Source organism: Nostoc sp., from assembly GCF_036917775.1.
Classification (GTDB): Bacteria; Cyanobacteriota; Cyanobacteriia; order Cyanobacteriales; family Nostocaceae; genus Nostoc.
On sequence record NZ_JBALEQ010000014.1, the window covers coordinates 15,575 to 40,388 of the forward strand.

Here is a 24,814-nt window from a genome sequence, read left to right on the forward strand (position 1 = left end):
AATGGGGAATGGGGAATGGGGAATAACTAATGACAAATGACCAATGACAAATGACAATTAAACCTGTTCGCTACTGAGATGAGCGATCGCTTGTTTAATCCAATCTTCGACGTAGGCATCTTTGGGTAGGCCGATGTCTTCGCTGACTACGTGCAGGGCGTGACTGACCTCATGGGCAGTATATCCCAAGGCGAAGAGGGTCATTTGTACCTCTTCGAGAATTCCTGGTGCTGGCCCGCCTGTGGCGACGAAGAACCCGGCTGATTTGCGCCATTCGACTAATTTGCTTTTCAGTTCCAAACAGATGCGCTCTGCGATTTTTTTGCCGACACCGGGAGCCTGAATTAAGATTTGTGTATTAGCAGCGATAATTGCTTGGACTAAATCTGGTAGTTCCAGAGTGTCCAGGAGTGCGATCGCTAAGGCTGCACCAATCCCTGTGACAGTCAGCAAGTGGCGAAATAAATCGCGTTCGGCTGGGGAAGCAAAGCCATACAAGTAGGGCACTTCTTCCCGAATTTGGAAATGGGTAAAAATTTGCGCCACTCCTCCTGATTCTGGTAACTGGTTTGCTAGCCGTTGGGGAACTTGCAAATCGTACCCCAAGCCATTGACTTCCAGGGTCAGAATCACGCGATTAGCGCCAATTGTTTGGATACCAGCGACTATACCTTTTAGATAACTAATCATTACAAGAGACCAAAATAATTTAAGCCTTCAATAATTCCACCTGCACAAAAACCTTTTGCTAGGTAGCGGTGCATAGCGGGATACTCGTTATGCCATTGGAGTAACTCTTTTCGGGCATTCCCGACGATGATTCCCCGTTCGTTGCCTACAGCAAATAAAGCAATATCATTACCCGAATCACCACAGACAACTGTTTGTTCTGCTGCAAATTTCCACTTCTGGCGTAAAAACTGCATTGCCTGACCTTTATCGCTGCTATGGGGTACAATGTCAAGGTCAATACCGCTACTGTAGATTAACTTTACATTTAATTTCAATTTCTGCAACTCTGCTTCAAGTTGTGGTAGAACATTCGCAGATGCTTCTTGTTCTAAAAAAAAGCTCACTTTGAAAGGACGCTGTTCTGAATCCGGTTGCCGAACTAACTCGCGGTATTTATGGGTAATAGATAATACAGTTTCCCGTTCCCATCCCGGAGAGAGGATTTCTGACCAATCTGAGTCTGGAGTATCAGCACCATTGAGATAAATTTCCGTACCCACAGAAAGGACGAGGGCATCCGGTTGCAAAAGATTTTTTTGAGCTTGAAGTTGTTTGTAAAGTAAGGGCGATCGCCCGGTAGAATAAACAATTTTAGTACCGTATTCTTGGCGATGTTGACTTAGCAGTTGATTTAGTTCTGGTAAAGCGCTGTCATCGCCCACGGTGCGATACACGAGTGTGTCATCTAAATCGGTTACAAAAAGAAATGGTTTCATGATTAAAACTCTTGCAAAATTTCGTTATTTTACCGCGTGAAGAGAATTTTGCAAGAAGTTTAATGCCTTCAGATTTTTGTAAGTCGATAATTTTTTTTCTATTGGTTGTATATTTTTTGTATTTTCTGCTAACTCAGTTGCAGAAAGAGCGATCGCTAATATGTAGTTTTTTATCAGGCGATACATCCAAAACGTAAATAATTGCCAAAGTTTGTTACAAAAAATGTCCTGTGGGGAATTCTAAACTGACTAGAAAAATTCCCTGAAAAAGTGATGAGCGAAAAGCATTACGATTAGCACTTGCCTGGTAGAAAGCAAACAAGTTGTCATTAAAATTGCAGATAATGGCCCCAGAATTCCTGCTCATATCAAGCAAAAATTGTTTGATCCATTCTTTACGACAAAAGCTGTCGGTAAAGGCACAGAAATGGGACTTTCTATTAGTTATCAAATTGTGACAGAAAAACACAAAGGCATATTGCATTCAATACGCTTGGGTTAAGGCTAAAACTCTATTATCCAAGTCAATTTTTTAACGAACTACCTTCTCTACGAGAGGCTTTCGCCAACGCGCAGCGTCTCGTAGAGAAGGCGCAGAGGACGCAGAGAGAAGAAAGAGAAGGAAAAAATTGCTTAACTGACTGTAATTGACATTGCATTGTGTTTCCGAACTGGGACAGGGAGCCACATTCATTGTGATGATTCCAATTTGCCAATCTTGATCCGATTCATTATTTTACCTCCCCTGCCTCCCCTGCTCCCCCTGCCCCCTGCCCCCTGCTCCCATCTTGATCTGTGCGAGTGACACCACAGCTTGCACTAACTCTTCTGGATCGAGGGGCTTGGTAACGTGGCGTTGATAGCCACTGGTTATGGCTCGCTGGGAATCCTCAACTCTGGCATAAGCAGTCAAAGCGATCGCGGGAATCTCTCCCCCTTTTTCGGGCCTTAAAGTTCGGATCTGTTGAATCAGGGAATAGCCATCAACTTCAGGCATCCCAATATCACTGACTAATACATCGGGTTGAAAGGACTCTAGGTTTGCCAATACTTCTGCCGCAGAGCCAACAGTCAAGACTTTCGCTCCGTATTCAGTAAGCAATACTGTTAATAACTCACGGGCATCGGCATCATCATCAACTGTGAGAACTCGAATCCCCGTGAGTTCGAGTGCTGGTTGTGGCAGCTCATCTGGCTGGTTGATTTCCGGTTGAAGATTCAGCAATGGCAACTGGACTCTAAACGTGGCTCCCAAGCCTTCACCTGGACTATCAGCCGTGATGGTGCCGCCGTGAGCCTCAACTAACTGCCGGACGATCGCTAATCCTAATCCTAATCCCCCATACTTGCGAGTAACTGAGACATCTTCTTGACGGAATGATTCAAAAATGTGCGGGAGAAACTCATGGTTAATCCCTTTACCATTGTCACGGACGATAATGTGTGCCTGCTCATCTACTTGCTCTAATCGGATTTCAACCCGTCCTCCGTTCGGGGTAAACTTGATCGCGTTGGAAAGTAAATTCCAAACGATCTGTTGCAGGCGGTTAGAATCTCCAGAGACTTGCCCAATATTTGGCAATACTGGATGCAACGTAATTGATTTAGCCACAGCTGCGGTTCTTACTGTGTCGATCGCAGATTCAATCACAAATGCCAAATTTACAGGAATCGCATCTATACTGAGTTTACCGCGTAGAATCTTGGCGACATCAAGTAAGTCATCAATCAGTTGAGTTTGCAATTTGGCGTTGCGTTCAATGGTGGCTAAGGCTTCAGCCGTTTTGGTTTCACTAAATTTCCGGGTTTGCAGCAGTTTTGTCCAGCCGAGAATGGGGTTGAGAGGCGATCGCAATTCGTGGGAGAGAATGGCCAAAAACTCATCTTTGATCCGATTGGCGCGTTCAGCTTCTGCTCTGGCTGCTTGCTCTTGGACAAGTAGGCGATTGCGTTCAACTTCTAGTTCCTTTTGATCGTGAATATCTGTGCAGGTGCCAAACCATTTCATTACGTGCCCCTGTTGGTCTTTTAGCGGCAGTCCCAGTACCAAATGCCAACGGTAGCTGCGATCAGCAGCTCTTTTAAAGCGGTATTCGTGGCGATAGCTACTGCCACGATCCACAGCATTATTCCACATAGATTGAGCCGCTTGTCTATCGTCTGGATGAACGGCTGATAACCAACCCCGCCCCAAAATTTCTTCAAAGCTCAATCCGGTATAGCCACACAATCGTTGATTCGCGTAATCGCACGAACCACTGGCATTGCAAGTCCAAACAAGTTGCGGAATCGCCTCTGCTAGGTAGCGGTAGCGTTCTTCACTTTGCCGTAATTCTTCCTCTACCTGTTTGCGATCGGTGATATCTTGCACGTTGCCCAGCATCCGTACTGCATTGCCCGCAGCATCATAAAAAACCTTAGCTCTAGCTGCTAACCAGCGAATGCCATCAGCGTGTAAGATGCGGTAATCAGTTTGATAATACTCTTGCTGTTGCTGGATGGTAGAACTCACTATTTCATTGGCATAGGTGCGATCGTCTGGGTGCAAGCGGTTTAACCACTCTTCAAAGCTGACTTCCTGTGTGGTTGGGTCAAACCCAAAGAGATTGCAGTACTCTTCAGATACATGAGCGCTGTTGCGGGTAATGTCCCAATCCCATACTCCTGATCGCGTAGCTTTGTACGCCAGTTTCAACCGGGCTTCGCTCTCCTGCAATAGGAGTTCTGTCTTTTTGCGCTCGGTGATGTCTCGTGAAATCAACAAGATTCGTTCTAGTTGCCCGGAAACATCCAGAATCGGGCTAACAACTACTTCCCACCATTTGGGAGTGCCTTTTACGGTTGGGCAGTATCCGCGAAAAATTCTGATTTCACCTGTTTTAGCGGCAGTGAGTGCCTCTTCTGCCTGTTGCCGATAGCTGCCTTCCCAGAAACAGAGCCATTCAGTATTGAGATGGGAATTTAAGTCGTCAATTTCCATTAAGCAAAGCCCGCCTGTATTCATATACAGCAGCCGCCCTTCGAGGCTTAATACCTTGATGCAGTCAGAACTACTATCTAAAATGCGGTTTTTAAATTCTTCACTCTTTCGCAAAGCAAGCTCTGCCTGTTTGCGATCTGTAACATCATGATGGATGCCTGCCATTCGCAGGGGATTGCCCTGTTGATCGCGTGAAACTACTTTTCCGTGGTTGGCAATCCATTTCCACTCCCCAGACTTGGTTAACATCTGATATTCAAATGTGTAAGACACCGAATCGTCCTGAAGATGGGCATTCAACCGTTCCATCACCCAAACTTTATCGTCAGGATGAATCAGTCGCTCCCAACTGCTAAAATCATCCGGTAACTCTCCTTTTTCATATCCCAGCATTTCCAGCCATCTGGAACTTAAATAATCTTCATTAGTAATAATATTCCAATCCCATAGACCGCCACCAGAACCTTCCAGTGCCATTTGCAGGCGTTCTTCACTGTTTCGCAAAGCTTGCTCTGCCTGTTTGCGTTCGTGTAGCGCAGCTTGCTGTTCGCTGATGTCTTCGGCAATCCCGGCAAACCGATAAATTTCTCCTGTTTCATCTCGCAGGGGAAAGCAGCGATCGTGAACCCAGCGAATACTACCATTGGGTAAAATAATCCGATATTCTTCATCAAATTTACCGACGGCAGCTTTTTCATGAAACGCTCTGTCTGTCGCTTCTCGATCCTCTGGGTGAATCCGATCGATCCATGCTTGTTGTCCTTCATACAATTCTTGCGGGTTCAATCCCCACAGGCGTTGATATGCAGGACTGACATAGCTAACTCGATTTTCCGACACATCTCTAATCCAGAAAACCGCATCAATATTTTCTGCAAGCTGCCGAAAACGTTCCTCACTCTCACGCAGAGTTTCGGCTGATTGTTTGCGTTCGGTGATATCTAGATCGATACCCGCCATCTGCATCGGTTGTCCGTTTTGGTTGTATAGCACCTTGCCTTGACTCAGTGCCCACCGAATCTTACCGTTGGGATATACTACCCGAAATTCAATTTCATAGTCTTCTCCGGTGGCGACAGCACGATCGACTGCTGCTAGTAAGCGATCGCGATCGTCAGGGTGGACTCGCGCGGCAAACATCTCGAAAGAGCCGTCAAACTCTCCTGGTTGCAGTCCAAATAAAGCTTCCAGGTTATCCGACCAGGTAATTTTTCCCGTTTGGATATTCCAGTTCCATGTTCCCATCCGCGAAGCTGACAGTGCCAATCGTAGCCGTTCTTCACTCTGCCGTAATTCTGCTTCTACTCGTCTGCGATCGGTCAGTTCATTCTGTGCCTGCTGATAGAGTTCTGCTTGGCGAATTGAAATGCCAACTTGAATTGCTAGTTCTTTGAGCAAGTCAATTTCTAAGGGTTGCCACCTTCGAGGAGCTGCACAGTTATGAGCAATTAGCAACCCCCAAAAGCAGTCATCATAAATAATTGGCACGACCAGATTAGCTTTCACTTGAAACTGAGCCAACAATTCAACGTGGCAGGGGTCAATAGTGCTATCTTGAATATCAAATATTGCCGTTACGTAACCCTGACGATAGCGTTGGATATAATTTTCGACAAAAGCAGGATCGTAGGTGACATTTTCCGATCGATTCCATGCCAGGTAGTTCTCAGCGAGGCAGGGATCATACATAGTGCGCGAGATCAGCGATCGCCACTGTACCCCAACTGATTCTGATATTACTGTGCCATCCCCGTCAGGTTTTAACTTAAAAACCAAGACCCGATCGGTGTGCAGAAATTCTCGCACTTCGGTTACGGTTGTTTGAAGAATCTCATCCAGATTCAGCGATTGGTGAATTTTCTGGCCAATATGTGAAATTACGCCCTCTCGTTCAATCCTCTGTTGTAGTTGGGTGCGTAGCTGCACTGTTTCAACTGCCCCATTGACTGCTATTTGCAGCCCTTCTGGGGTGATTTGCTCTTTGACAATATAATCTTGTGCGCCCGCTTTAATCGCCTTAACTGCGATCGCCTCATTGCCCTGCCCGGTGACGACAATTACAGGTAGGCAAGGCTGTTGTGTCGAGGGTTGCAATTGTGCTAGAAATTCTAGTCCGTCCAAGTCGGGCAATCGATAATCAAGCAACACAGCATCAGGCTGATGTTGCTGCCAAAGTTCTAGCCCTTGTTGTCCCAGCCCTGCTTCTAAGATAGTGTAAGAATATTCGCGATCGCGCAGCAAATACCGCCGATAGAGTTCTCGATCTTCTGGGGAATCATCGACAATTAAGACAGTGCGCTGTTGCTGAGACATTGTGATTTAATTAATCAGGTAGATATTAACCCACTTCCCGCAGGTTGATATAGAAAATTTGACATTTTTCAAGAAATGCTAAAACCTTTCATTAATGCCAGGATTTTACCATATTTGATAGAATTTATGGGAGCGCTCTTGACATCTGCTTTACGTTAACTGGTTTGATAATTTTAATGTATAATTTTATTCTTGAGTGCTTGTGAGATTTATATCACTTTTTCCAGAGAAAAATCTATAAATATTTGCTCATTAATACAAATTATCGATAAAGATCGTTATAGTAATTCTAAATCATTTCAGAGATATTAAATCGCTGTAAGCCTTGCAAATAGGTGATTGTAATCTTATTATATTCTCACCTTTGAATTCGGATTGCTATATCTGATTCATTATTTGTGATTGTGGGTATCTATGTAAAAATCTTAAAATCCTCTTTTTCTCTGCTCCCTAAATTTTGCAGTCTGAATGATATTTTTTTTACTCAGCACGATATTAGACAAATGGCAAGAAATATACAAATAAACTAAATGCGATCGCTGCTATCACAATTGCAAATATACTCAATAAGTAAAATAGATATAAGTATGTAGGCATCAAGAGATTAAAGTTTGTAGTAAGGACTTTAGTCCTAGCTTTGGGGACTGAAGTCTCCACTACAAACTTTTTATTATGAGTGTTTTAGCAGACTTTATAGCAGTTCTCGAATGGAAGCAATACAGTTTTACCTCACTTCCATTTCTCTCTCCTAAAAGGAGAGAGGTTTTGAATCTTACTCCCCTTCCCTTATAGGGCTACGGTGTACACACAAGTCGGAAATAATAGTCTGTCTAGGAATAATTGACGAGTACATTATTTGTAGAGACGGCGATTTATCGCGTCTCTCTAATGTGTCAGTCTTTTAGACGCGATAAATCGCGTCTCTACATGAGGGCTTTCTGGCTTATCCCAAGCGTATTGGGATAAAACTGGTGACTTGTGTGTACACCGTAGCCCTATAAGGGAAGGGGCTGGGGGTTAGGTCTATATTGCACTCAACTGCTAACCGCTATATATTTAAATATGAGTTTAAAAAATGTTAGTTTTTTTACTATATCTGCGGAATATAAGTTGAATTATAATTGCTAATTGTCAGTTTTTGATAGATATTGGGTGATAATCTCCAATAAATGCTTGAGTTTGACAGGCTTGGCTAAGTAGTGGTTTGCACCCGCTTCTAGACACCGTTCTAAATCTCCGGGCATGACCAAAGCTGTTAGGGCAATAATCGGAATCGAGTGGGTTTTGGCATCGGCACGAATTTGACGGGTTGCTTCTAATCCATCCATCTCTGGCATTTGAATATCCATCAAAATGAGATGAGGCTGATGCTGTTTTGCCATTTGCACGGCTTCTAAGCCATTGCGGGCAAGCATTACCTGAAAATTAAATGCTTCTAGGTAACTCATGATCGTAGTGATGTTAGCTTCATTATCTTCTGCTAACAAAATTCTGGGGGTTTGGACTGATTCAGCCGCCGCAGTGACGATGACAGTTGGTGAGTTGGGTGATTGAATATTTGCGAAAATCCGGTTCAATGCTTGATAAAATTTTTGCCGCGAGAGAGGTTTTAAAAGATATTCAGAGGCTCCTAACTCTAAGCTGCGCGATCGCTCATCCACTACTGAAATGATAATAATCGGAATATTCTGAGTTTGGGGATGTGCTTTTAACTCGCTTAACACTTCCCACCCAGAATTACTAGGCAGCAAGATATCCAACACAATCACATCCGGCTTGAATTGCAACGCAATTTTCAATACACCTTCCCCAACTGGGTGAATTACACTGGTTGCACCTAATTCCGCAAAATATCGTTTAATTTGGTTGGCAGCTACAGGCGAATCTTCTACTACTAAAGCTTTTTGGATTTCACCTTCGTTCAATGGGGCTTCTGGTAATGGTGAGTCATCTTGTTTAAATAAGGGATGCCACGGTAACATTACACTAAAGCAACTCCCTCGTCCCACCTCGCTTTCGACGTGGATACTGCCACCATGTAGATCAACGATACGTTGTATAATCGATAATCCTAGCCCGGTTCCTGTGTAACGTCGTGATAGAGAACTATCTAACTGAATAAAGGGCTGAAATATCTGGCTGAGATTTTCTGAGGCAATGCCAATTCCGTTATCAGTGACACGAAATTCAACGGCTTGCTGTGGCAAGTTCATCCTGACTTCAAACTTAACGCGACCTCCATCAGGTGTAAATTTCACCGCGTTTGTCAACAAATTGACCAACACCTGAAGCAATCTGCGTTCATCAGCTTCGATCTCTGCAATACTTTGATCAATTTCGTAGGTTAGTTGAATTTGTTTTTGTCGAGCTTGTTCGTTGACAAAATTGAGGCTAGATTGACAAACTGAATGAAGCGAGATTGAACGCAATTCAATATCCATCTTGCCTGACTCAATTTTAGATAGGTCTAAAATATCGTTGATCAATGCGAGTAAGTGTTGCCCGCTCTGTTCGATGGTCTTTAGAAACTGGCTTTGTTTGCTGGTTAAGCTGCCAAACACTTCTTCCAATAAGGCTTCAGATAATCCGAGAATAGAGTTGAGAGGGGTACGCAACTCATGACTCATGTTGGCAAGAAATTCGTCTTTGAGTCGGGCAGCTCTGGCTAATTCTGCATTGGCTAAACTGATCCGCTCACTACTATGACGCAGTTGGACTTCTGCCTCTTTCAGCTTGGTAATATCTCGTCCCACCGATTGAAATTCTATACATTGCCCAAGTTGATTAAATATCATCCGGTTGATCCACTGAGTCCAGCGAATTTCCTCGTTGATAATCACTCGGTTCTCAATCGTGATAGTGGGATTTTCGGCACTCATAGAGTTTACCAACCGAGTCACCATTTCTCGATCCTCTGCAAAAATCACAGGTTGAAAACTCTTACCAACAATTTCCTCTGGTTTTAGCCCAAAGTAACGACAATAGGCGCTATTTACAAACTGAACGGTAGTATTGGGTAAATACCGGACAATTAATTCTGTTTGATCTTCAACAATGGCACGATAACGAGCTTCACTCTGCTGCTCTAGTTGGGCATAAGCATTAGCTTGCTGGAGGGCAATACCCAGATGAATTGCAAGTTGTTGGAGTAATTCAATTTCCATCAATTGCCACGATCGCGCGGCGGTACAATGATGGGCAATCAGAAGTCCCCACAAACGGTCATCTCGCAGAATAGGGACAACTAAATTTGCCCGTACCTGAAACTGTGCCAGAAATTCAACATGACAAAGGGCAAGACTGCCGTCATAAATATCGGATTTTGCCATCACCCGCCCTTGCTGATATGGTTCTATACAACCATCTGCAAAGCAAGGATCATAGATTTGGGTAGACAGGACTGTTCGCCATTCCCCGACAACAGATTCGGCAACGACGATGCCATTTCCGTCAGAATCTAACTGAAAAACGATGACGCGATCGGTCTGGAGAAACTGGCGCACCTCAGTTACAGTGGTTTGGAGAATTTCATCTAGTTCCAGTGATTGATGGATTTGCTGACTGATTTGTCTAGTCAACCGTTCTCGCTTAATCTGCTGTTGCAGTTGAGTGCGAATCTGCACGGTGGCGATCGCTCGATTCACTGCCAGGTGTAACCCTTGTGGGGTAATTTGTCCTTTAACTAAATAATCTTGTGCGCCGGCTTTCATCGCCTGAACTGCGATCGCCTCATTTCCCTGTCCCGTCACCATAATCACTGGTAGGCACAGCTGTTGCGGTAAAGATTGTAACCGAGCTAGAAATTCCAATCCATCCAGGTCAGGTAATCGATAATCAAGTAAAACTGCATCTATCTGGTGTTGCTGACATAGCTCCAAACCTTGTTTTCCCAATGTTGCCTCTAAAATGGTATGGGAATATTCTTGGTCACGCAGCAAATACCGCCGATAGACTTCTCGATCTTCTGGAGAATCATCAACAATTAATAGGGTGCGCTGTTGCTGAGACATCAAGAACTAAGTGAGCGCATAGAGTTATCCATATTCCGCAGGTTAGGACAGAAGAATTGGTATTTTTTAAATAGCTCTAAAATTTTTTCCTTTATCATAATATGGTTTGTAAAAATCATACCATAGCCCATTTTATGACTTTAGAGAAGAAAGGTTCGGCTTTTGTTTTCCTCTGAGGAAAGGGAAAAAATATCGATTATATGCAGTACCAAAAAATATAATGCTAAACCGAATACGAACCTCATTTGCCTAATTGCAAATGTAGCAGTTTACTTTTATTGAAGTAATGAAAAGTTTTGTTTACCAGTATTAGGAATCCGCTTTAATTTTTGTTCGTCCAGAGTGGCGTTAGCCTTGACTTTTCAAGTTATCTGGAAAAATCCACCAAAAACCTAACCCCGTTCCCAACGTGGGAAGAGGGGAAAATTCAAAGTATCTCTCCTTTTTAGCTGAGGTGTATACACAAGTTTTTAAGAGTTTGTTTTAAAAGTGTTTGGCTGTGCTTTTAAATACTTTTAGATCCCCCCTACCCTTAAAAAGGGGGGAACCCGGAATCAAAGTCCTCCTTAAAAAGGAGGATTTAGGAGGATCTAAGCTTTGTAGAGAGATGTGTGTACACCGTAACCTTAAAGGAAGAGAGAAATAGAAGTGAGGTTTTCCAGATGCCCGAAACTGCAATGATACTGTTGCATAAATACTAGAAAACAGCGAAAAATTCTACAAAAAGCAAAGACAAACTTTTGGAAGAACTCTAGGTAGAATACATAAGCCTCACCTTTTTCCTCAAAATCATGGGCAATATTTTTGGTCATTTATTTCGCATTAGTACTTTTGGCGAGTCTCACGGCGGCGGTGTGGGAGTTGTGATTGATGGTTGTCCTCCCCAACTAGAAATTTCGGCAGAAGAAATTCAGGTAGAACTAGATAGAAGGCGGCCCGGACAAAGTAAAATTACGACCCCTCGCAAAGAAGCTGATACCTGCGAGATTCTGTCAGGAGTATTTGAAGGCAAAACACTGGGAACGCCTATAACAATTTTGGTACGTAATCAAGATACTCGTCCCCAAGATTACGACGAGATGGCACAGAAATATCGGCCTTCTCATGCCGATGCAACCTATGATGCAAAATATGGCATTCGCAATTGGCAAGGTGGGGGTAGGTCGTCAGCGCGTGAGACAATCGGGAGAGTAGCAGCAGGTGCGATCGCTAAAAAAATTCTCCGTCAAGTTGCCAATGTCGAAATTATTGCTTACGTTAAGCGCATCAAAGACTTAGAAGGTGTAGTTGATCCAAACACTGTCACCTTAGAGCAAGTAGAAAGCAATATCGTTCGCTGTCCCGATGGTGAATGTGGCGATCGCATGATTGAATTAATTGAGCAAATAGGTAGACAAGGTGATTCGATCGGCGGTGTCGTAGAATGTGTGGCGCGAAATGTGCCAAAAGGTTTGGGCGAACCAGTATTTGATAAATTAGAAGCTGATATCGCTAAGGGTGTCATGTCTCTCCCTGCTAGCAAAGGTTTTGAAATTGGTTCCGGTTTTGCGGGAACGCTACTAACGGGAATTGAGCATAATGATGAATTTTATATCGATCAAAATGGTGAAATTCGTACAGTAACAAACCGTTCTGGCGGTATTCAAGGCGGGATTTCTAACGGCGAAAATATCATTTTGCGAGTTGCATTTAAGCCAACAGCAACAATTAGAAAAGAACAGAAGACTGTAACTCGTGAAGGCGAAGAAACCCTATTAGCAGCAAAAGGACGACACGATCCTTGTGTATTACCGCGTGCAGTGCCAATGGTTGAGGCAATGGTGGCGTTGGTACTATGTGACCATTTGTTACGGCATCATGGTCAGTGCAAAGTGCTGAGTACTGAGTTAGGAGTGCTGAGTGCTGAGTGCTGAGTGCTGAGTGCTGAGTGCTGAGTGCTGAGTGCTGAGTTAAGAGTTATTATTCCCCATTCCCCATTCCCTAATTCCAATCCTGTTCGTCTTTTTTACCGCGACTTTTGTAAATACCACCCAAATCGTGAATTTTGCGAGTTTTCTCAAAAAGCTCAATTTCGGTCAAACCCCATTGCTGCAAGACTTTATCTAGGTCTTTTTGGATGTCTCTTGCGCCTGGAAAGCCTTGATAACGCATTCGCAGCCTGGCTAATTCTGCTAAGTTATAGTCTGTCGCCTCTTGAGCGAGTAAAATATCAATAAGGGGGCGATCGCGATTATAAAGAGGGTGCTGTTGGTCTTTACCAACTGTTGGTTCAGTCATCGTCAGTCCTGAGTGTTGTTAGCAGATAGCTAGGGTTTAGCCCGTTCTGAGTCCTGAGTTCTAAGTTTAGCCGAGAGCAGAGGAGCAGAAAAGGCAAAAAAATCATCTTCTCCACTGGAAAACTAATTGTAAAATTGGGAACTCCTTACTTACTTCTAACCTCTAACTCCCAATTCTTAAATTCTCTTAGACGGCTAGTACACCTGATGTCTTACGGCTCTCACCACTGCCACTTAACTTTAAATAAAGTTACATTAGTCCTTAAGAAAATACAAAAAACTTTAGATGAGGGTGAATTTTATCTCACCCAAAGTCCAAGCAGCGAGGGAGCAATAACCCATTATGTTTGAACACTTCACTTCCGAAGCCATTAGAGTAATTATGTTAGCTCAGGAGGAAGCACGTCGCCTGGGACACAATTTCGTAGGAACTGAACAAATTCTCCTGGGTTTGATGGGAGAAGGAACTGGGGTTGCTGCTAAAGTGCTGGCCGAATTAGGCGTTACCCTCAAAGACGCACGTCGTGAGGTAGAAAAAATTATTGGTAGGGGTTCTGGCTTTGTACCACCAGAAATTCCTTTCACTCCCAAGGTGAAAAGCCTCTTCGAGCAGTCTTTTAAAGAAGCTCATAGTCTGGGACAGAATTACATCAACACAGAACACTTACTCTTAGGATTAACTGAGGCTGGTGAAGGTGTCGCCGCCAAAGTCCTGCAAAATCTAGGAGTTGACTTTAAGAGTGTCCGTAGTGCCATAGTTCGCCGTTTGGGTGAAAATGCACCTGCTTTCGCTGGTAGTGGTAATCAAAAGCGCACCCAACCGCTAACGATGGAAGAATATGGCAGAAATTTGACCAAATTAGCGCAAGAAGGCAGACTCGACCCTGTAGTTGGTCGTGAGAAGGAAATTGAGCGGGCGATTCAAATTCTCGGTCGTCGCACTAAGAATAATCCCGTGTTGATTGGAGAACCAGGAGTTGGTAAAACTGCGATCGCAGAAGGTCTAGCTCAACGAATTATCAACCAAGATGTTCCCGAAACCTTACAAGATAAGCAAGTTATCAGCCTCGATATGGGGTCATTGGTAGCTGGAACTCGCTTCCGTGGCGATTTTGAAGAACGCATCAAAAAAGTTGTGGAAGAAGTTCGCACTGTTGGCAACATCATTCTGGTAATTGACGAAATTCACACCTTGGTTGGCGCTGGTGGTACAGAAGGTGGTTTGGATGCAGCCAACATCCTCAAACCTGCCTTAGCACGGGGTGAACTCCAGTGCATCGGCGCAACAACCCTGGATGAGTATCGGAAGCACATCGAGCGCGATGCCGCACTAGAGCGTCGTTTCCAACCAATTATGGTTGGTGAACCCTCGGTAGAAGAAACCGTACAAATTCTTTACGGCTTGCGCGGCGCTTATGAACAGCACCACAAAGTCACAATTTTGGATTCGGCACTTGTCGCAGCCGCAGAATTATCAGACCGCTATATTAGCGATCGCTTCTTGCCAGATAAGGCAATAGACTTAATTGATGAAGCTGGTTCTCGCGTCCGTCTGCGGAACTCCCAAAGTTCTCCTAATAAAGAACTCAAGCGTGAACTCGCTGGCGTTACCAAAGAAAAAGAAGCAGCAGTCAGAGTCCAAGATTTTGACAAAGCTGTAACCCTACGCGACCAAGAATTAAAACTCGCAGAACAACTGCAAGCAACGTTTACACCAAACGAGCAACCTGTCAACTGCACCGTCGTTGACGAAGAAGACATTGCCCAAATCGTTGCCTCTTGGACTGGCGTACCAGTCAACAAGCTGACTGAATCTGAGTCAGAGTTGCTTCTGCACTTAGAAGACACTCTGCATCAACGCCTCATCGGTCAAGAACAAGCAGTTTCGGCTGTATCTCGCGGTATCCGTCGCGCCCGTGTCGGCTTGAAAAATCCCAATCGTCCCATCGCTAGCTTTATCTTCTCCGGGCCTACCGGAGTCGGTAAAACAGAATTGGCCAAGGCATTAGCTGCCTACTTCTTCGGTGCGGAAGACTCAATGATTCGGCTAGATATGTCCGAATACATGGAAAGCCACACCGTCGCCAAGCTAATTGGTTCACCTCCGGGTTACGTCGGATACGACGAAGGCGGACAACTTACAGAAGCCGTGCGGCGGAAACCTTACACAGTGTTGCTATTCGACGAAATCGAAAAAGCGCACCCCGATGTATTCAATATGCTGCTGCAAATCTTGGATGACGGTCATCTTACCGATGCCAAAGGTCGGAAAGTGGACTTCAAGAACACGCTGATCATTTTGACATCTAACATCGGTTCTAAGGTGATTGAAAAAGGTGGTAGTGGTTTAGGCTTTGACTTCGATACTCAAGCCGACGCTAGTTATAACCGCATCCGCACCTTGGTAAATGAGGAATTGAAAGCTTACTTCCGTCCTGAGTTCCTGAACCGTCTTGATGAAATTATCGTCTTCACCCAGCTTTCTAGGGATGAAGTGAAGCAAATTGCTGAAATTATGCTTAAAGAAGTTTCTAAACGCTTGACAGAAAAGGGAATTATTCTTGAAGTTAGCGATCGCTTCAAAGAACTTGTAGTCCAAGAAGGCTATAACCCCAGCTATGGTGCTAGACCATTACGCCGGGCAATTATGCGCCTTTTAGAAGATTCTCTCGCTGAAGCAATGCTGTCTGGTCAAATTACAGATGGAGACACAGCATTTATCGATGTTGATGATGACTCTCAGGTGAAAGTACAAAAATTAGAAAAACGAGAATTGCTCTTAGCAAATGTTGGCTAATTTTATACACGATCACTTTTTGCTGTAATATTTGAGAAATAATTAGCCTCTCATCTAAGTAGAGGCGATCGCAGGGTCATCTCCGACAAACATAAAGTGAAATGGTATTATTTCTCACCCCTAGTAGAAATGCTAGGGGCTTTTTTTATGCAATTTTATTGGAAGTGGGCAATACCCACTTACCCACAGATGTTTATAATGAGTTTAGGATATAGCAGCATAGCAGCAATATGATTGAAAATCAGGACTTCCAAATAGTTAAAGATAGTGTCAAAACTGATGGCAAAGGACGATTAACCTTGGGTACTGTTGCCAAAGCAAAGACCTACCGAGTGCTGATTAATGAGTTAGGACAAATTCTGCTAGATCCAATTGTAAATATTCCACAAAGAGAACTTTGGATATGGCAAAATTCTGTCGCTCGTAGCTCATTAGAAGTTGGTATAAAACAGGTAAGTTCTGGTGAACTTCACGACTTAGGTTCGTTTGCCCAGTATGCGGATCTAGAAATTGATGAATAGAGGATGTCACCAGGACACTGGCCCTGAATAGTGATTTTAAAACATAATCCTTGTTACAAGGTTTAATCTACCAAACTAAGCAATAGTGGATTTTAAGATAATATTTTCAAGCGAAGCTAGTACAGCACTAGCCAAACTACAACAAACTGACTCTAAGAAGTACCAAAAAGTTTTAAAAACGCTGGGTTTAATAGAAACAAACCTACGACACCCTAGTTTGAATACTCACAAATATGAATCTTTATCAGGGACCAATGGAGAAGAAATTTTTGAAGCCTATGTAGAAAACAAAACACCTGCTGCTTTTCGAGTTTTTTGGTATTACGGATCTGAACAAGGAGTTATAACTATCCTAACTATTACACCTCATCCTTAATGAAAGGGTTGCAACTTAGTGTTATAAACAACTCATTTCTATACTGATTCCTCTGGCAACAATTCTGATGCTACTTCACTTTTAACTACATCCTCAGAATCACCAGATTTAGAAAAACCATCTGCTGCATCCTTGATAAAACCGGCTACAGGTACTGCAATTAGCAAACCCAAGACTCCACCGACATTGGTTCCTACAAGTAAAGCAATTAACACCCATATTGGTCTAAGCCCAGTAAATTTGCCTAAAAGCCGTGGTGCGATCGCCTGATCGATTAACTGGTCAATAACAACAGCTACCGCAAAAATCTTCACTGCTAGCCAAAAGTCATGTGTGGCTATTATGAAAGTTATTACAACCACGCTGACGACATCGCCAAAGGGAATTAAACTCAAAAGCCCGACTCCTAAACCAAAGAGTAAAGCAAACTGGACTTGAAAAGCTAAAAACATTAATGTTTCTGAAACTCCCATCAGCAAAGCCAAAGTTCCTTGCCCAATCAAGTAATTTTGAAAATTTTGCTGAATAGACTGGCTTACTTGTTTGGCAAAATTACCCGGTAACTTCTTAAATATCCCCTCCCAAATTCTTGGGCCATCTAACAAGAGGTAAAAAGTTAACACTACTATGATTAATCCATCAGAAACACTATCAATCGTATCTACAATAATGCTTAAAAGTTTATCCGTAACGAACTCTAATTCATTAGGTAATTGGTCAGTTATTTGTGTTAATAGCTGACTTAAATTCACATTTAATTTGTGCCTAAAGAACCAATCATTTAAAATTTTAAGTTTTTCTTCGCTAGAATCAATCCAATGAGGAAGAACTTTCACCATCTCATTAAATTGCTCTAACACAATAGGAACCAAAGTGATACCCAGAGCAATGATAATTATCAATGCTGATATAAAAACTAATGATACTGCATAACCACGTTTCACTCCTTGCTTTTGGAGAATGGCAACAGGATAGTTTAAAACGAATGCAAGCAAAGTAGCTAAGACAAGAATTGTTACGACAGGTTGAAAATTTTTAACAAGCAAAAATGCTAGCCAACCATTGAGAAACACTAGAGGAAATAATAGTGTAAAAATTAACCATCTAAGTAGTTGATTGAGTGAAAAATTCATAATTAATTTAAAACTGAAATTATTCTAGTTACTAAATTTAACCGAGTAGATATACTCAACGGCAATAAAATCATAAAAATCTTCCCAATTCCTCATTCCCCATTCCCCATTCCCCATTCCCAATTATTAACTTTCAGCAAAAGCTAAAAATTGCTCCTCATTTATTCGTCCTGCTTGATAGAGAGTATTAGTAATTTCCGAAATAGTTAAAACTGAATGGCTGCGATAACCATTTTGCTGTAACCTATCTTTCACCCCTTGTTCATGATCGATAAGTACCACAATATCATTAACGTTTAATCCTGCTGATTCTAACTTTCCTGCGCCTTCCATAACACTTTTGCCACTGATGAGAATATCGTCAACAACTACAACTGTTTCACCAGGATGAAAGTTACCCTCAATAACTCTGCGTGTTCCGTGGGCCTTTACCTCTTTACGGGGGAAAATCATTGGACAATGAAGGCGTAAAGCTAAACCAGTCGCGGTAGGCAAAGAACCATAGGGGATACCTGCTAACCTATCAAAATTGAGATTCTTCAAAATATTTTCATAAGCAGTGAGAACTTGATTAAAAACTTGAGGATTAGAAATAATTTTGCGTAAGTCGATGTAATAAGGAAATATTGCTCCTGATGCTTGGACAAAGCTGCCAAACATAATACAGTCAATGTCATAAAGTTGTAAAATCAAATCCTGGTAGGGGTGCTGATTTAGGAAACAAACATCAGGAAACCACACAGAACATGTAGAATTTTCGTGAATAATTTCAGTTTTTAGTTGATTAATTTCTGCACGTAAAGATTCGACTTCATCAGATAATTGTGTGTTTCCCAACATATCTTGAGGAACAGGAATCAGCAAACCATCACCGTTAGCATTCAATCCTGCTTCTAAAATTTGTCTGAGGTTTCCACCCTTCGCCCAGATGCTACGCGCCATAATAATCCGTTCAGGTGCGATCGCTCGAATCAGGGCTAAAACTTCGGCATTTGTAGTTCCTACTTCCAAACCCAATTGTTCTGGAGTTCCCCAGGTTTTTGATTCTTTTACTACCTGTAAATAAAGGGGTGACTCGTTTGTCGGATATTGCTGTAAGGCTTCTGCACCTGGATTAGAAGTACAGCATAAGATAAATACCGCTTTTTTAGGATAGACCAAAAAAGGTGCTACATGATCTTGTCCTGTATAGGGACTAAGAGTGATTGCATCAACCTGCCATTCTGTAAACACAGTTTGGGCAAAAATGGTACTAGTATTTAAGTCACCGTGTTTGGCATCTAAAATTACTGGGATGTGCGCTGGAATCGCTGCTAAAGTTTTGTACAGCAGTTCTAAACCGGGAATACCTAACGCTTCGTAGAAGCCAAGTGTCGGTTTATAAGCACAAACGTAATCAGCAGTTTCCGCAATAATGAATTGTAACCACTTTTCCAAACCAGCGATGAGTTCTTCAGATTCATAACGCACAGGCATCATCTCTGGATTTGGATCAAGTCCTACAAATAGTAAGCTTTGATTTTGCAAGATACTACGATTTAATTTATCAAAAAAGTTCATTTTTTTAAAGAGTCATTGGTCATTAGTCATTAGTCATTGGTCATTATTATTACCTGCGTCTCTCTATTTGCATGACTATAGTTTTTTTAGGAAGTTGACGCGAAAAAACAAAGTATGTTGCGAAACATAAATAGGCTTAAAATCCTTACTAATGAACAATAACAAAGGACAAGTGACAAAGGACAAATGACAAACTAAAACATTGATTCTGTTAATTCAGTACCACCAGCTTTTTGCCCTAATTGATAGTGAATCACTGCAAATAAGATAACCATCGGCACTGAGGCAAAGTGAACAATTCGCAATGCTTGCCAATTGCCAAACAAATCCACAATCCAGGGAAATTGAGCAGGTTTATACATTCCTATTCCTGTAAATAACGCCAGTAGCAAGATCGGAATAATTGCTGTATACGCAATCCGATGCCAAGCATAAATTAGGCGCTTGGAATTGTGACTTTTTTGTAATGCTTTGAAGTCATTCGCACCGACAAACCGATGTCGCCAGCGCCGGGTAATTAAAACGTAAATTCCATACCACAAGAGATTGAGCGAGAATAGCCACATTGCTGCGAAATGCCAGTGTCTACCTCCTGCAAGCCAACCTCCTAACGTAAATATCGGAGGAATGTGCAAACCTGCACGTCCACCAAAAACAGGGTTGGCGTTGTAAATTTGTAGTCCACTGGTGAGCATGATAAACAGGCTAATGATATTACACCAGTGGAAAATTTTGGCTGCGATCGCTTGAGTCGGTCGCTTTCGAGTTTGAGAGGGGGTGAAATTCATAGATTTTGACTGATAAAATTTGCTGTTTATCTGTCCTAAAAATTGGGCATGGGGCACTGGGAATTGGGCACAGGAAGAATTAACCAAGCATAAGGTCTGTCTTGAGTAAATAGCCCTGCAAAGTTGGGGATGGTATTGCTTACCCTTATTTTCTCATTTTATGATTCAGTATTTTGGCAAAGATGTTCGTTACTCAATACTTGTCGGGTTTTGGGGAATGGGGTTGCGGGAAAGGGGAAACAAAAAACCTTTAACCTAAACCCAGTAACCTTTTCCCAAAACCCAATTCCGAGTTAAAAATGCACAAAGGGAGCAGTATTGGTTCGTTACTGTTTTAAATGTCAGTCTAGGCGTGACTACTACGTACTGAAGAACCAAAATTTAAATTTTTAATTAATTCGATATATTGATGCTAGAAGTAAAATACTTTTTTATAAAAACAACAGATCCAAATTTTTGAGAATAAATAGATAAATATCTGCCTTTGGAAGTATATCTTCAGTTATTATTTCTTTTGAAAGAATAGCTGAAGTAATGTATATGTCGATAAATAAACATTTGACCTACATTTAATGATATAAATATTCTTGTGTGATACTTACAACAATTTTAGCGATAAAAACAACAATAAAGTTAAGATAAAAAAATGCCTAGACTCGTAGGACAGCGCTCTAATACTGGAGCTAATATCACTGTTTTCATTATCCTGATTGCCGTCTTTGGGGTACTTCTCGAATACTTTGGCATGATTGATATCGTTCCCGGTTTTGGCCGAGAAGGACGATATTTTCAAATAAAAGGTCAGGCAACTAATGAACAAGTAATTGAACAACCAAATTAATAAGAATCCGAAGGATAGATAAATGCGTAAAGGTAGTGATGTTATCGATAAAGTGGTCGTTACCTACGACACTGGGACGAAAATTGTGCGAATTATAGATTTAATTTTTGATCAGAAACGCAATCAACTTTTGGGTTTTTTAGTTGCAGAAAAGGGACTGTTTCGAGACGCAAAAGTGATTCCTCTGGAAGAGGTGCAAGCGATCGGGTTAGATGCGATCGTAGTTAACTCGAAAGAATCTGTTGTTAAGGCACATCGTGTTCCTGTAATTAAAGAGATTCTGCACCAAAATATTGTCCTTAAAAAAAAGAGAATTCTGACTACGGAGGGACTTGACCTCGGTGGATTGGTCGATTTGTTCTTCGATGAGCATAGTGGACTGGTGGAAGGATACGAAGTTTCTGGCGGTGTATTTGCCGATGCTTACTCGGGGCGATCGTTCGTTCCTGCTTGCGAAGCACTGAAAATTGGTTATGATGTTGCCTTTGTATCTCCAGAAACTGCCCAAATGATGGAAGAACAAGTAGGTGGTATCCGAGGAGTCGTTCAGGCAACTGGAGATAGATTACAGGACTCAGCTGAGACTACCAACAGCAGACTGCAAACAACTGCTCAAACCGTGAATCAGCAGTTGCAAAGCTCAGTAGAGAGTGTGAACCGTGGGCTACATGAAGCAACCCATAATGTAGGTCAGCAATTGCAAGCTGCAACTGATGCTACTAGCATTAAACTGCAAGACCTCAATCAAGATGTAACTGCTTCCCTAACAAACAATTTGGTTGATCCTGCCGAACAAAAGATATATGTGATTGGCAAGCATATTGAGCGGGATGTGCTGACTCCAGACGGGAATGTATTGCTACTACAGGGGCAGGAAGTAACGCTAGTCGATGCAGAAGCGGCCGATCGCATGGGCATCCTTGATGAACTTTATCGAGCCACAGGTGGGAGTCTGACTGCCAATATCAGCCGTAATTTGCAAGCAGCAACAGAATTTACTAGCAATCGAATTAGTAGTGTAACTATGAGCAGTGCCGCTAATTTGCGTGACTCGGTTGATTCACTGGCAGCGCATCTGGTGATCCAGCAAGCAAGAGGGCGCAGAGTCCTGCAAACAGTGCATGGTGACGATGGCTTAATTGTTGCGGCATCTGGGCAGATTGTGACGGAATCCCTTCTTGATCGGGCCCAGACTTACGGTAAAGAAGCAGAATTGCTAAACGCTGTCGGTCTGACTCTGGCAACCGCAGTCGGTTCTACCGCAAGTGACAGATGGTTAGAAAACAAAGTTCAACTACGCGACGGGGCAAGCATCGCTCAAGATAATCTCAACACTTTCTGGCAAGCCTTGAAAGCGAAGGCAGCAAAGTTACAAGGACGTAGCACACAGTCATTGAAGAAGCAACGGATTGAACAAGCGCTGGGTCGTCCAGTTACTCGCGTCATTCTTGACCCAGAAGATAATGTGATTCTGAATGTAGGTGAATTGATTACACATCGCGCTGTTAGTCAAGCTGAAGAAAGTGGAGTTCTGAATATCTTACTGAGTTCGGTCTATACCAAGGAGCCAGAAATCTCTGATAAGGAGTTACGTGCTTCAGAATATGGAATGGCAGCCTTGGCGCATCATGGTAATGGGATAAAATGAGCAACCGATTCTGTTGCAATACGGTTCGGTTAAGACAAGAGACGGCGATGAATCGCGTCTTTGTGATCTAGAATTTTCATCAAAAAACCTTAACCGAACCGTACTGGACGTGTTGGCAACGCTCGTATTCATGAATTTATTATTACCTAAAAGCTGGCGTGTTTTCTAATAGCAGCATAGTGTCTTGCTGTTGTATTCATTTCAATTATCAACTCTGTACCTTGACCTAATTTAGAATTACACTTAATTTTACCTTGATGTTTTTCAACGATAATTTCTCGACTAATTGATAGTCCTATTCCCTTACCTTTACCTACTGGTTTAGTAGTAAAAAACGGTTCAAACATCTGCTTTTGGATATGGGGAAGTATGCCTTGACCATTATCAGAAATACGAATTATAACTTTGTGTTTTTTTCCTATTTGTTTGTTATTTGACCAAATATCATTACTATTGACTAATGACAAATGACTTCTAACAATTTCTGTATGAATAAAGATTTTGGGAGCAAAGGAATAATCATATTTCATCCTTTCTTCTAAGGCATCAATGGCATTAGTTAAGATATTCATGAATACCTGATTTAAATCGCCGGGGTAACACTCGACTAAGGGCAGTTCCCCAAACTCTTTAATTACTTCAATCCTGGCTCTGTCAGGCTTTTCTTTGAGCCGATGCTGTAAAATTCTCAGAACGCTATCAAGTCCTTCGTGCAGGTTAACCTTTTTCATCTGGCCTTCGTCAGAGGTTGAAAAATTCCGCAAGGCAAAAACAATTTCTTTAACGCGCTCTGAGCCGGCTCGCATTGACCACAGTAATTTTAAAAAGTCTGTCTTCACAAAACTAAGGTCAAGGCATTGCAGATGTAAGGCGATAACTGGGGTAGGGTTGGGATAGTAATGTTGGTAAAGTTCAATGATTCTGATTAAATCTTCAGCGTATTGACTCGCAGGATGGAGATTGCCGTAGATGAAGCTAACAGGGTTGTTAATTTCGTTAGCCATATCCGCCACCAGTTGACCGAGGTTAGCCATTTTCTGGTTCTGCAATAACTGCCTTTGGGTATATTTGAGTTCTTCGAGGGTAGTTTCTAGCTGCTGTGATTTTTCTTTAACTTGGTCTTCGGTAGATTGGTGTTGGGCAATTTCTCTTTGCAGTTGTTCAAGTTGTTGGTATTGTTGAGTCGCGTAGGCGCAGGCCGTCGTAGATATCGCTTTATCCTGACTAATATCCTTGTGTGTCCCCGCCATTCGCACTGGTTTACCAGATTCATCCCATTGAAATACTTTGCCACAAGCCAAAATCCATTTCCATTCACCGGATTTAGTCAACATTCGCAATTCAACTTCAAACACAGGCGTGCATCCTTGGAGATAATCGTGCAACACCTGGCGAATTCTCGGTAAATCTTGTGGATGTACAAGTCGTTCAAAGGATTTATGCTCATGAGCGATTTCGTCTAATCCATACCCCAGAATGCCCTTCCACTGGGGATCGTAATAGGTTTTATTGGTTATGAGATCCCAATCCCACAACCCCAAGCCACTGGCGATTAATGCCATTTGTAAGGCGGCTTGTGAGCATTGACAAGGATCTAAATCTTCTGGAGATAAGTCTTTTGATTCCGGGAAACTCTGCGAATCTTGTACTGAAAGTGGAGCTTCCGGTTTATGGGTAGCGGGTTCTTCGATATGCATAGCTGCTGGTACGGTGAGGAAGATATCCTGTAGCTCTCTCTCTACGCTGTCTTAGCACCCTGACGATCCATTTATGGATAAATCGTCTACTTGCTTGATTAGGCTGTAATTTCGGTTAGAAATATATCAGCCTATATCATCAATTTGGATGGAATTTCGAAAAAGTTAAACGGACGAATGTAACCTCTGTTGCGATCGCCGTGGCCATTTTTTAGAAAAAATAGCTACATTGTGTGCATCTACATTCTAAGATATGTCTAAAAAAAGTAGTTCAAATCAAATATGATCACTTAAAAACTCGAAAAATTTTGTAAAAAAAATTCTATGATTGAGCTCAGAGGGTGACAAGCGACCTATAAAGTTTGCTGCATAAGGGAGAGGGCAGAAAAACCACGCTGAAAATAGAGTTGTTTATGAGGTTTGAGG

General features: G+C 42.4%; 16 protein-coding genes. 7 read left to right on the top strand and 9 right to left on the bottom strand.

Features of this window, described 5'->3' with window-relative positions:
* Nucleotides 1–57: 57 nt before the first annotated feature.
* Nucleotides 58–690: a Holliday junction branch migration protein RuvA gene (ruvA, locus tag V7K69_RS01560; RefSeq protein ID WP_174712077.1), complete on the bottom strand. Its 633-nt coding sequence runs from the start codon at nt 688–690 to the stop codon at nt 58–60.
* The gene (locus V7K69_RS01565; RefSeq protein ID WP_335030780.1) at nt 690–1,448 is read right to left on the bottom strand and encodes a sucrose-phosphate phosphatase; all 759 of its coding nucleotides are present in this window, start codon (nt 1,446–1,448) and stop codon (nt 690–692) included. Before V7K69_RS01565 ends, ruvA begins: the two co-directional genes overlap by 1 nt.
* Before the next feature lie 292 nt (nt 1,449–1,740).
* Here V7K69_RS01565 and V7K69_RS01570 point away from each other — a divergent pair, with 292 nt between their 5' ends.
* A complete protein-coding gene (locus V7K69_RS01570) occupies nt 1,741–1,950 on the top strand; it encodes an ATP-binding protein (RefSeq protein ID WP_335030806.1) in 210 nt (69 codons plus the stop codon).
* Nucleotides 1,951–2,184: 234 nt separating this feature from the next.
* On the opposite strand, the gene V7K69_RS01575 is transcribed toward V7K69_RS01570, so the two are convergent.
* Both V7K69_RS01575 and V7K69_RS01580 read right to left on the bottom strand, forming a co-directional pair.
* A complete protein-coding gene (locus V7K69_RS01575; RefSeq protein WP_335030782.1) occupies nt 2,185–6,741 on the bottom strand; it encodes a PAS domain-containing protein in 4,557 nt (1,518 codons plus the stop codon).
* 1,124 nt (nt 6,742–7,865) lie between these two features.
* Nucleotides 7,866–10,751 carry a response regulator gene (locus V7K69_RS01580; protein WP_335030784.1) on the bottom strand — a complete coding sequence of 962 codons (2,886 nt, stop codon included), beginning with the start codon at nt 10,749–10,751 and terminating at the stop codon, nt 7,866–7,868.
* 791 nt (nt 10,752–11,542) lie between these two features.
* Here V7K69_RS01580 and aroC point away from each other — a divergent pair.
* A complete protein-coding gene (aroC, locus tag V7K69_RS01585; protein ID WP_335030786.1) occupies nt 11,543–12,664 on the top strand; it encodes a chorismate synthase in 1,122 nt (373 codons plus the stop codon).
* A gap of 67 nt (nt 12,665–12,731) precedes the next feature.
* Here aroC and V7K69_RS01590 read toward each other — a convergent pair whose 3' ends face one another.
* Nucleotides 12,732–13,028, bottom strand: a complete 297-nt coding sequence (locus tag V7K69_RS01590) for a DUF3288 family protein (RefSeq protein ID WP_012409942.1) — start codon at nt 13,026–13,028, stop codon at nt 12,732–12,734.
* Nucleotides 13,029–13,370: 342 nt separating this feature from the next.
* On the opposite strand from V7K69_RS01590, the gene V7K69_RS01595 reads away from it, so the two are divergent.
* From V7K69_RS01595 to V7K69_RS01605, 3 genes are all read left to right on the top strand, one after another.
* Nucleotides 13,371–15,824, top strand: a complete 2,454-nt coding sequence (locus V7K69_RS01595) for an ATP-dependent Clp protease ATP-binding subunit (protein WP_335030788.1) — start codon at nt 13,371–13,373, stop codon at nt 15,822–15,824.
* A 230-nt stretch (nt 15,825–16,054) separates the two neighbouring features.
* Complete coding sequence (locus tag V7K69_RS01600; protein WP_335030790.1) at nt 16,055–16,345, top strand: hypothetical protein; 291 nt, start codon at nt 16,055–16,057, stop codon at nt 16,343–16,345.
* Between the two features lie 85 nt (nt 16,346–16,430).
* Complete coding sequence (locus V7K69_RS01605; protein ID WP_335030792.1) at nt 16,431–16,721, top strand: hypothetical protein; 291 nt, start codon at nt 16,431–16,433, stop codon at nt 16,719–16,721.
* 38 nt (nt 16,722–16,759) lie between these two features.
* Here the strand turns inward: V7K69_RS01605 and V7K69_RS01610 are convergent, their stop codons facing one another.
* From V7K69_RS01610 to V7K69_RS01620, 3 genes are all read right to left on the bottom strand, one after another.
* Nucleotides 16,760–17,854 (bottom strand): AI-2E family transporter, encoded by a 1,095-nt coding sequence (locus tag V7K69_RS01610; protein ID WP_335030794.1) that lies wholly within the window; start codon nt 17,852–17,854, stop codon nt 16,760–16,762.
* 126 nt (nt 17,855–17,980) lie between these two features.
* Nucleotides 17,981–19,414 (bottom strand): bifunctional orotidine-5'-phosphate decarboxylase/orotate phosphoribosyltransferase, encoded by a 1,434-nt coding sequence (locus V7K69_RS01615; RefSeq protein ID WP_335030796.1) that lies wholly within the window; start codon nt 19,412–19,414, stop codon nt 17,981–17,983.
* A gap of 194 nt (nt 19,415–19,608) precedes the next feature.
* Nucleotides 19,609–20,202: a cytochrome b/b6 domain-containing protein gene (locus tag V7K69_RS01620; RefSeq protein WP_335030798.1), complete on the bottom strand. Its 594-nt coding sequence runs from the start codon at nt 20,200–20,202 to the stop codon at nt 19,609–19,611.
* 646 nt (nt 20,203–20,848) lie between these two features.
* Between V7K69_RS01620 and V7K69_RS01625 the strand changes: the two genes are divergently transcribed.
* Both V7K69_RS01625 and V7K69_RS01630 read left to right on the top strand, forming a co-directional pair.
* Nucleotides 20,849–21,043: a hypothetical protein gene (locus V7K69_RS01625; protein ID WP_335030800.1), complete on the top strand. Its 195-nt coding sequence runs from the start codon at nt 20,849–20,851 to the stop codon at nt 21,041–21,043.
* 22 nt (nt 21,044–21,065) lie between these two features.
* Entirely contained in the window at nt 21,066–22,691 is a 1,626-nt protein-coding gene (locus V7K69_RS01630) for a PRC-barrel domain-containing protein (RefSeq protein WP_335030802.1), read from the top strand.
* 146 nt (nt 22,692–22,837) lie between these two features.
* On the opposite strand, the gene V7K69_RS01635 is transcribed toward V7K69_RS01630, so the two are convergent.
* A complete protein-coding gene (locus V7K69_RS01635) occupies nt 22,838–24,388 on the bottom strand; it encodes a PAS domain-containing protein (protein WP_335030804.1) in 1,551 nt (516 codons plus the stop codon).
* Between the last annotated feature and the right edge of the window lie 426 nt (nt 24,389–24,814).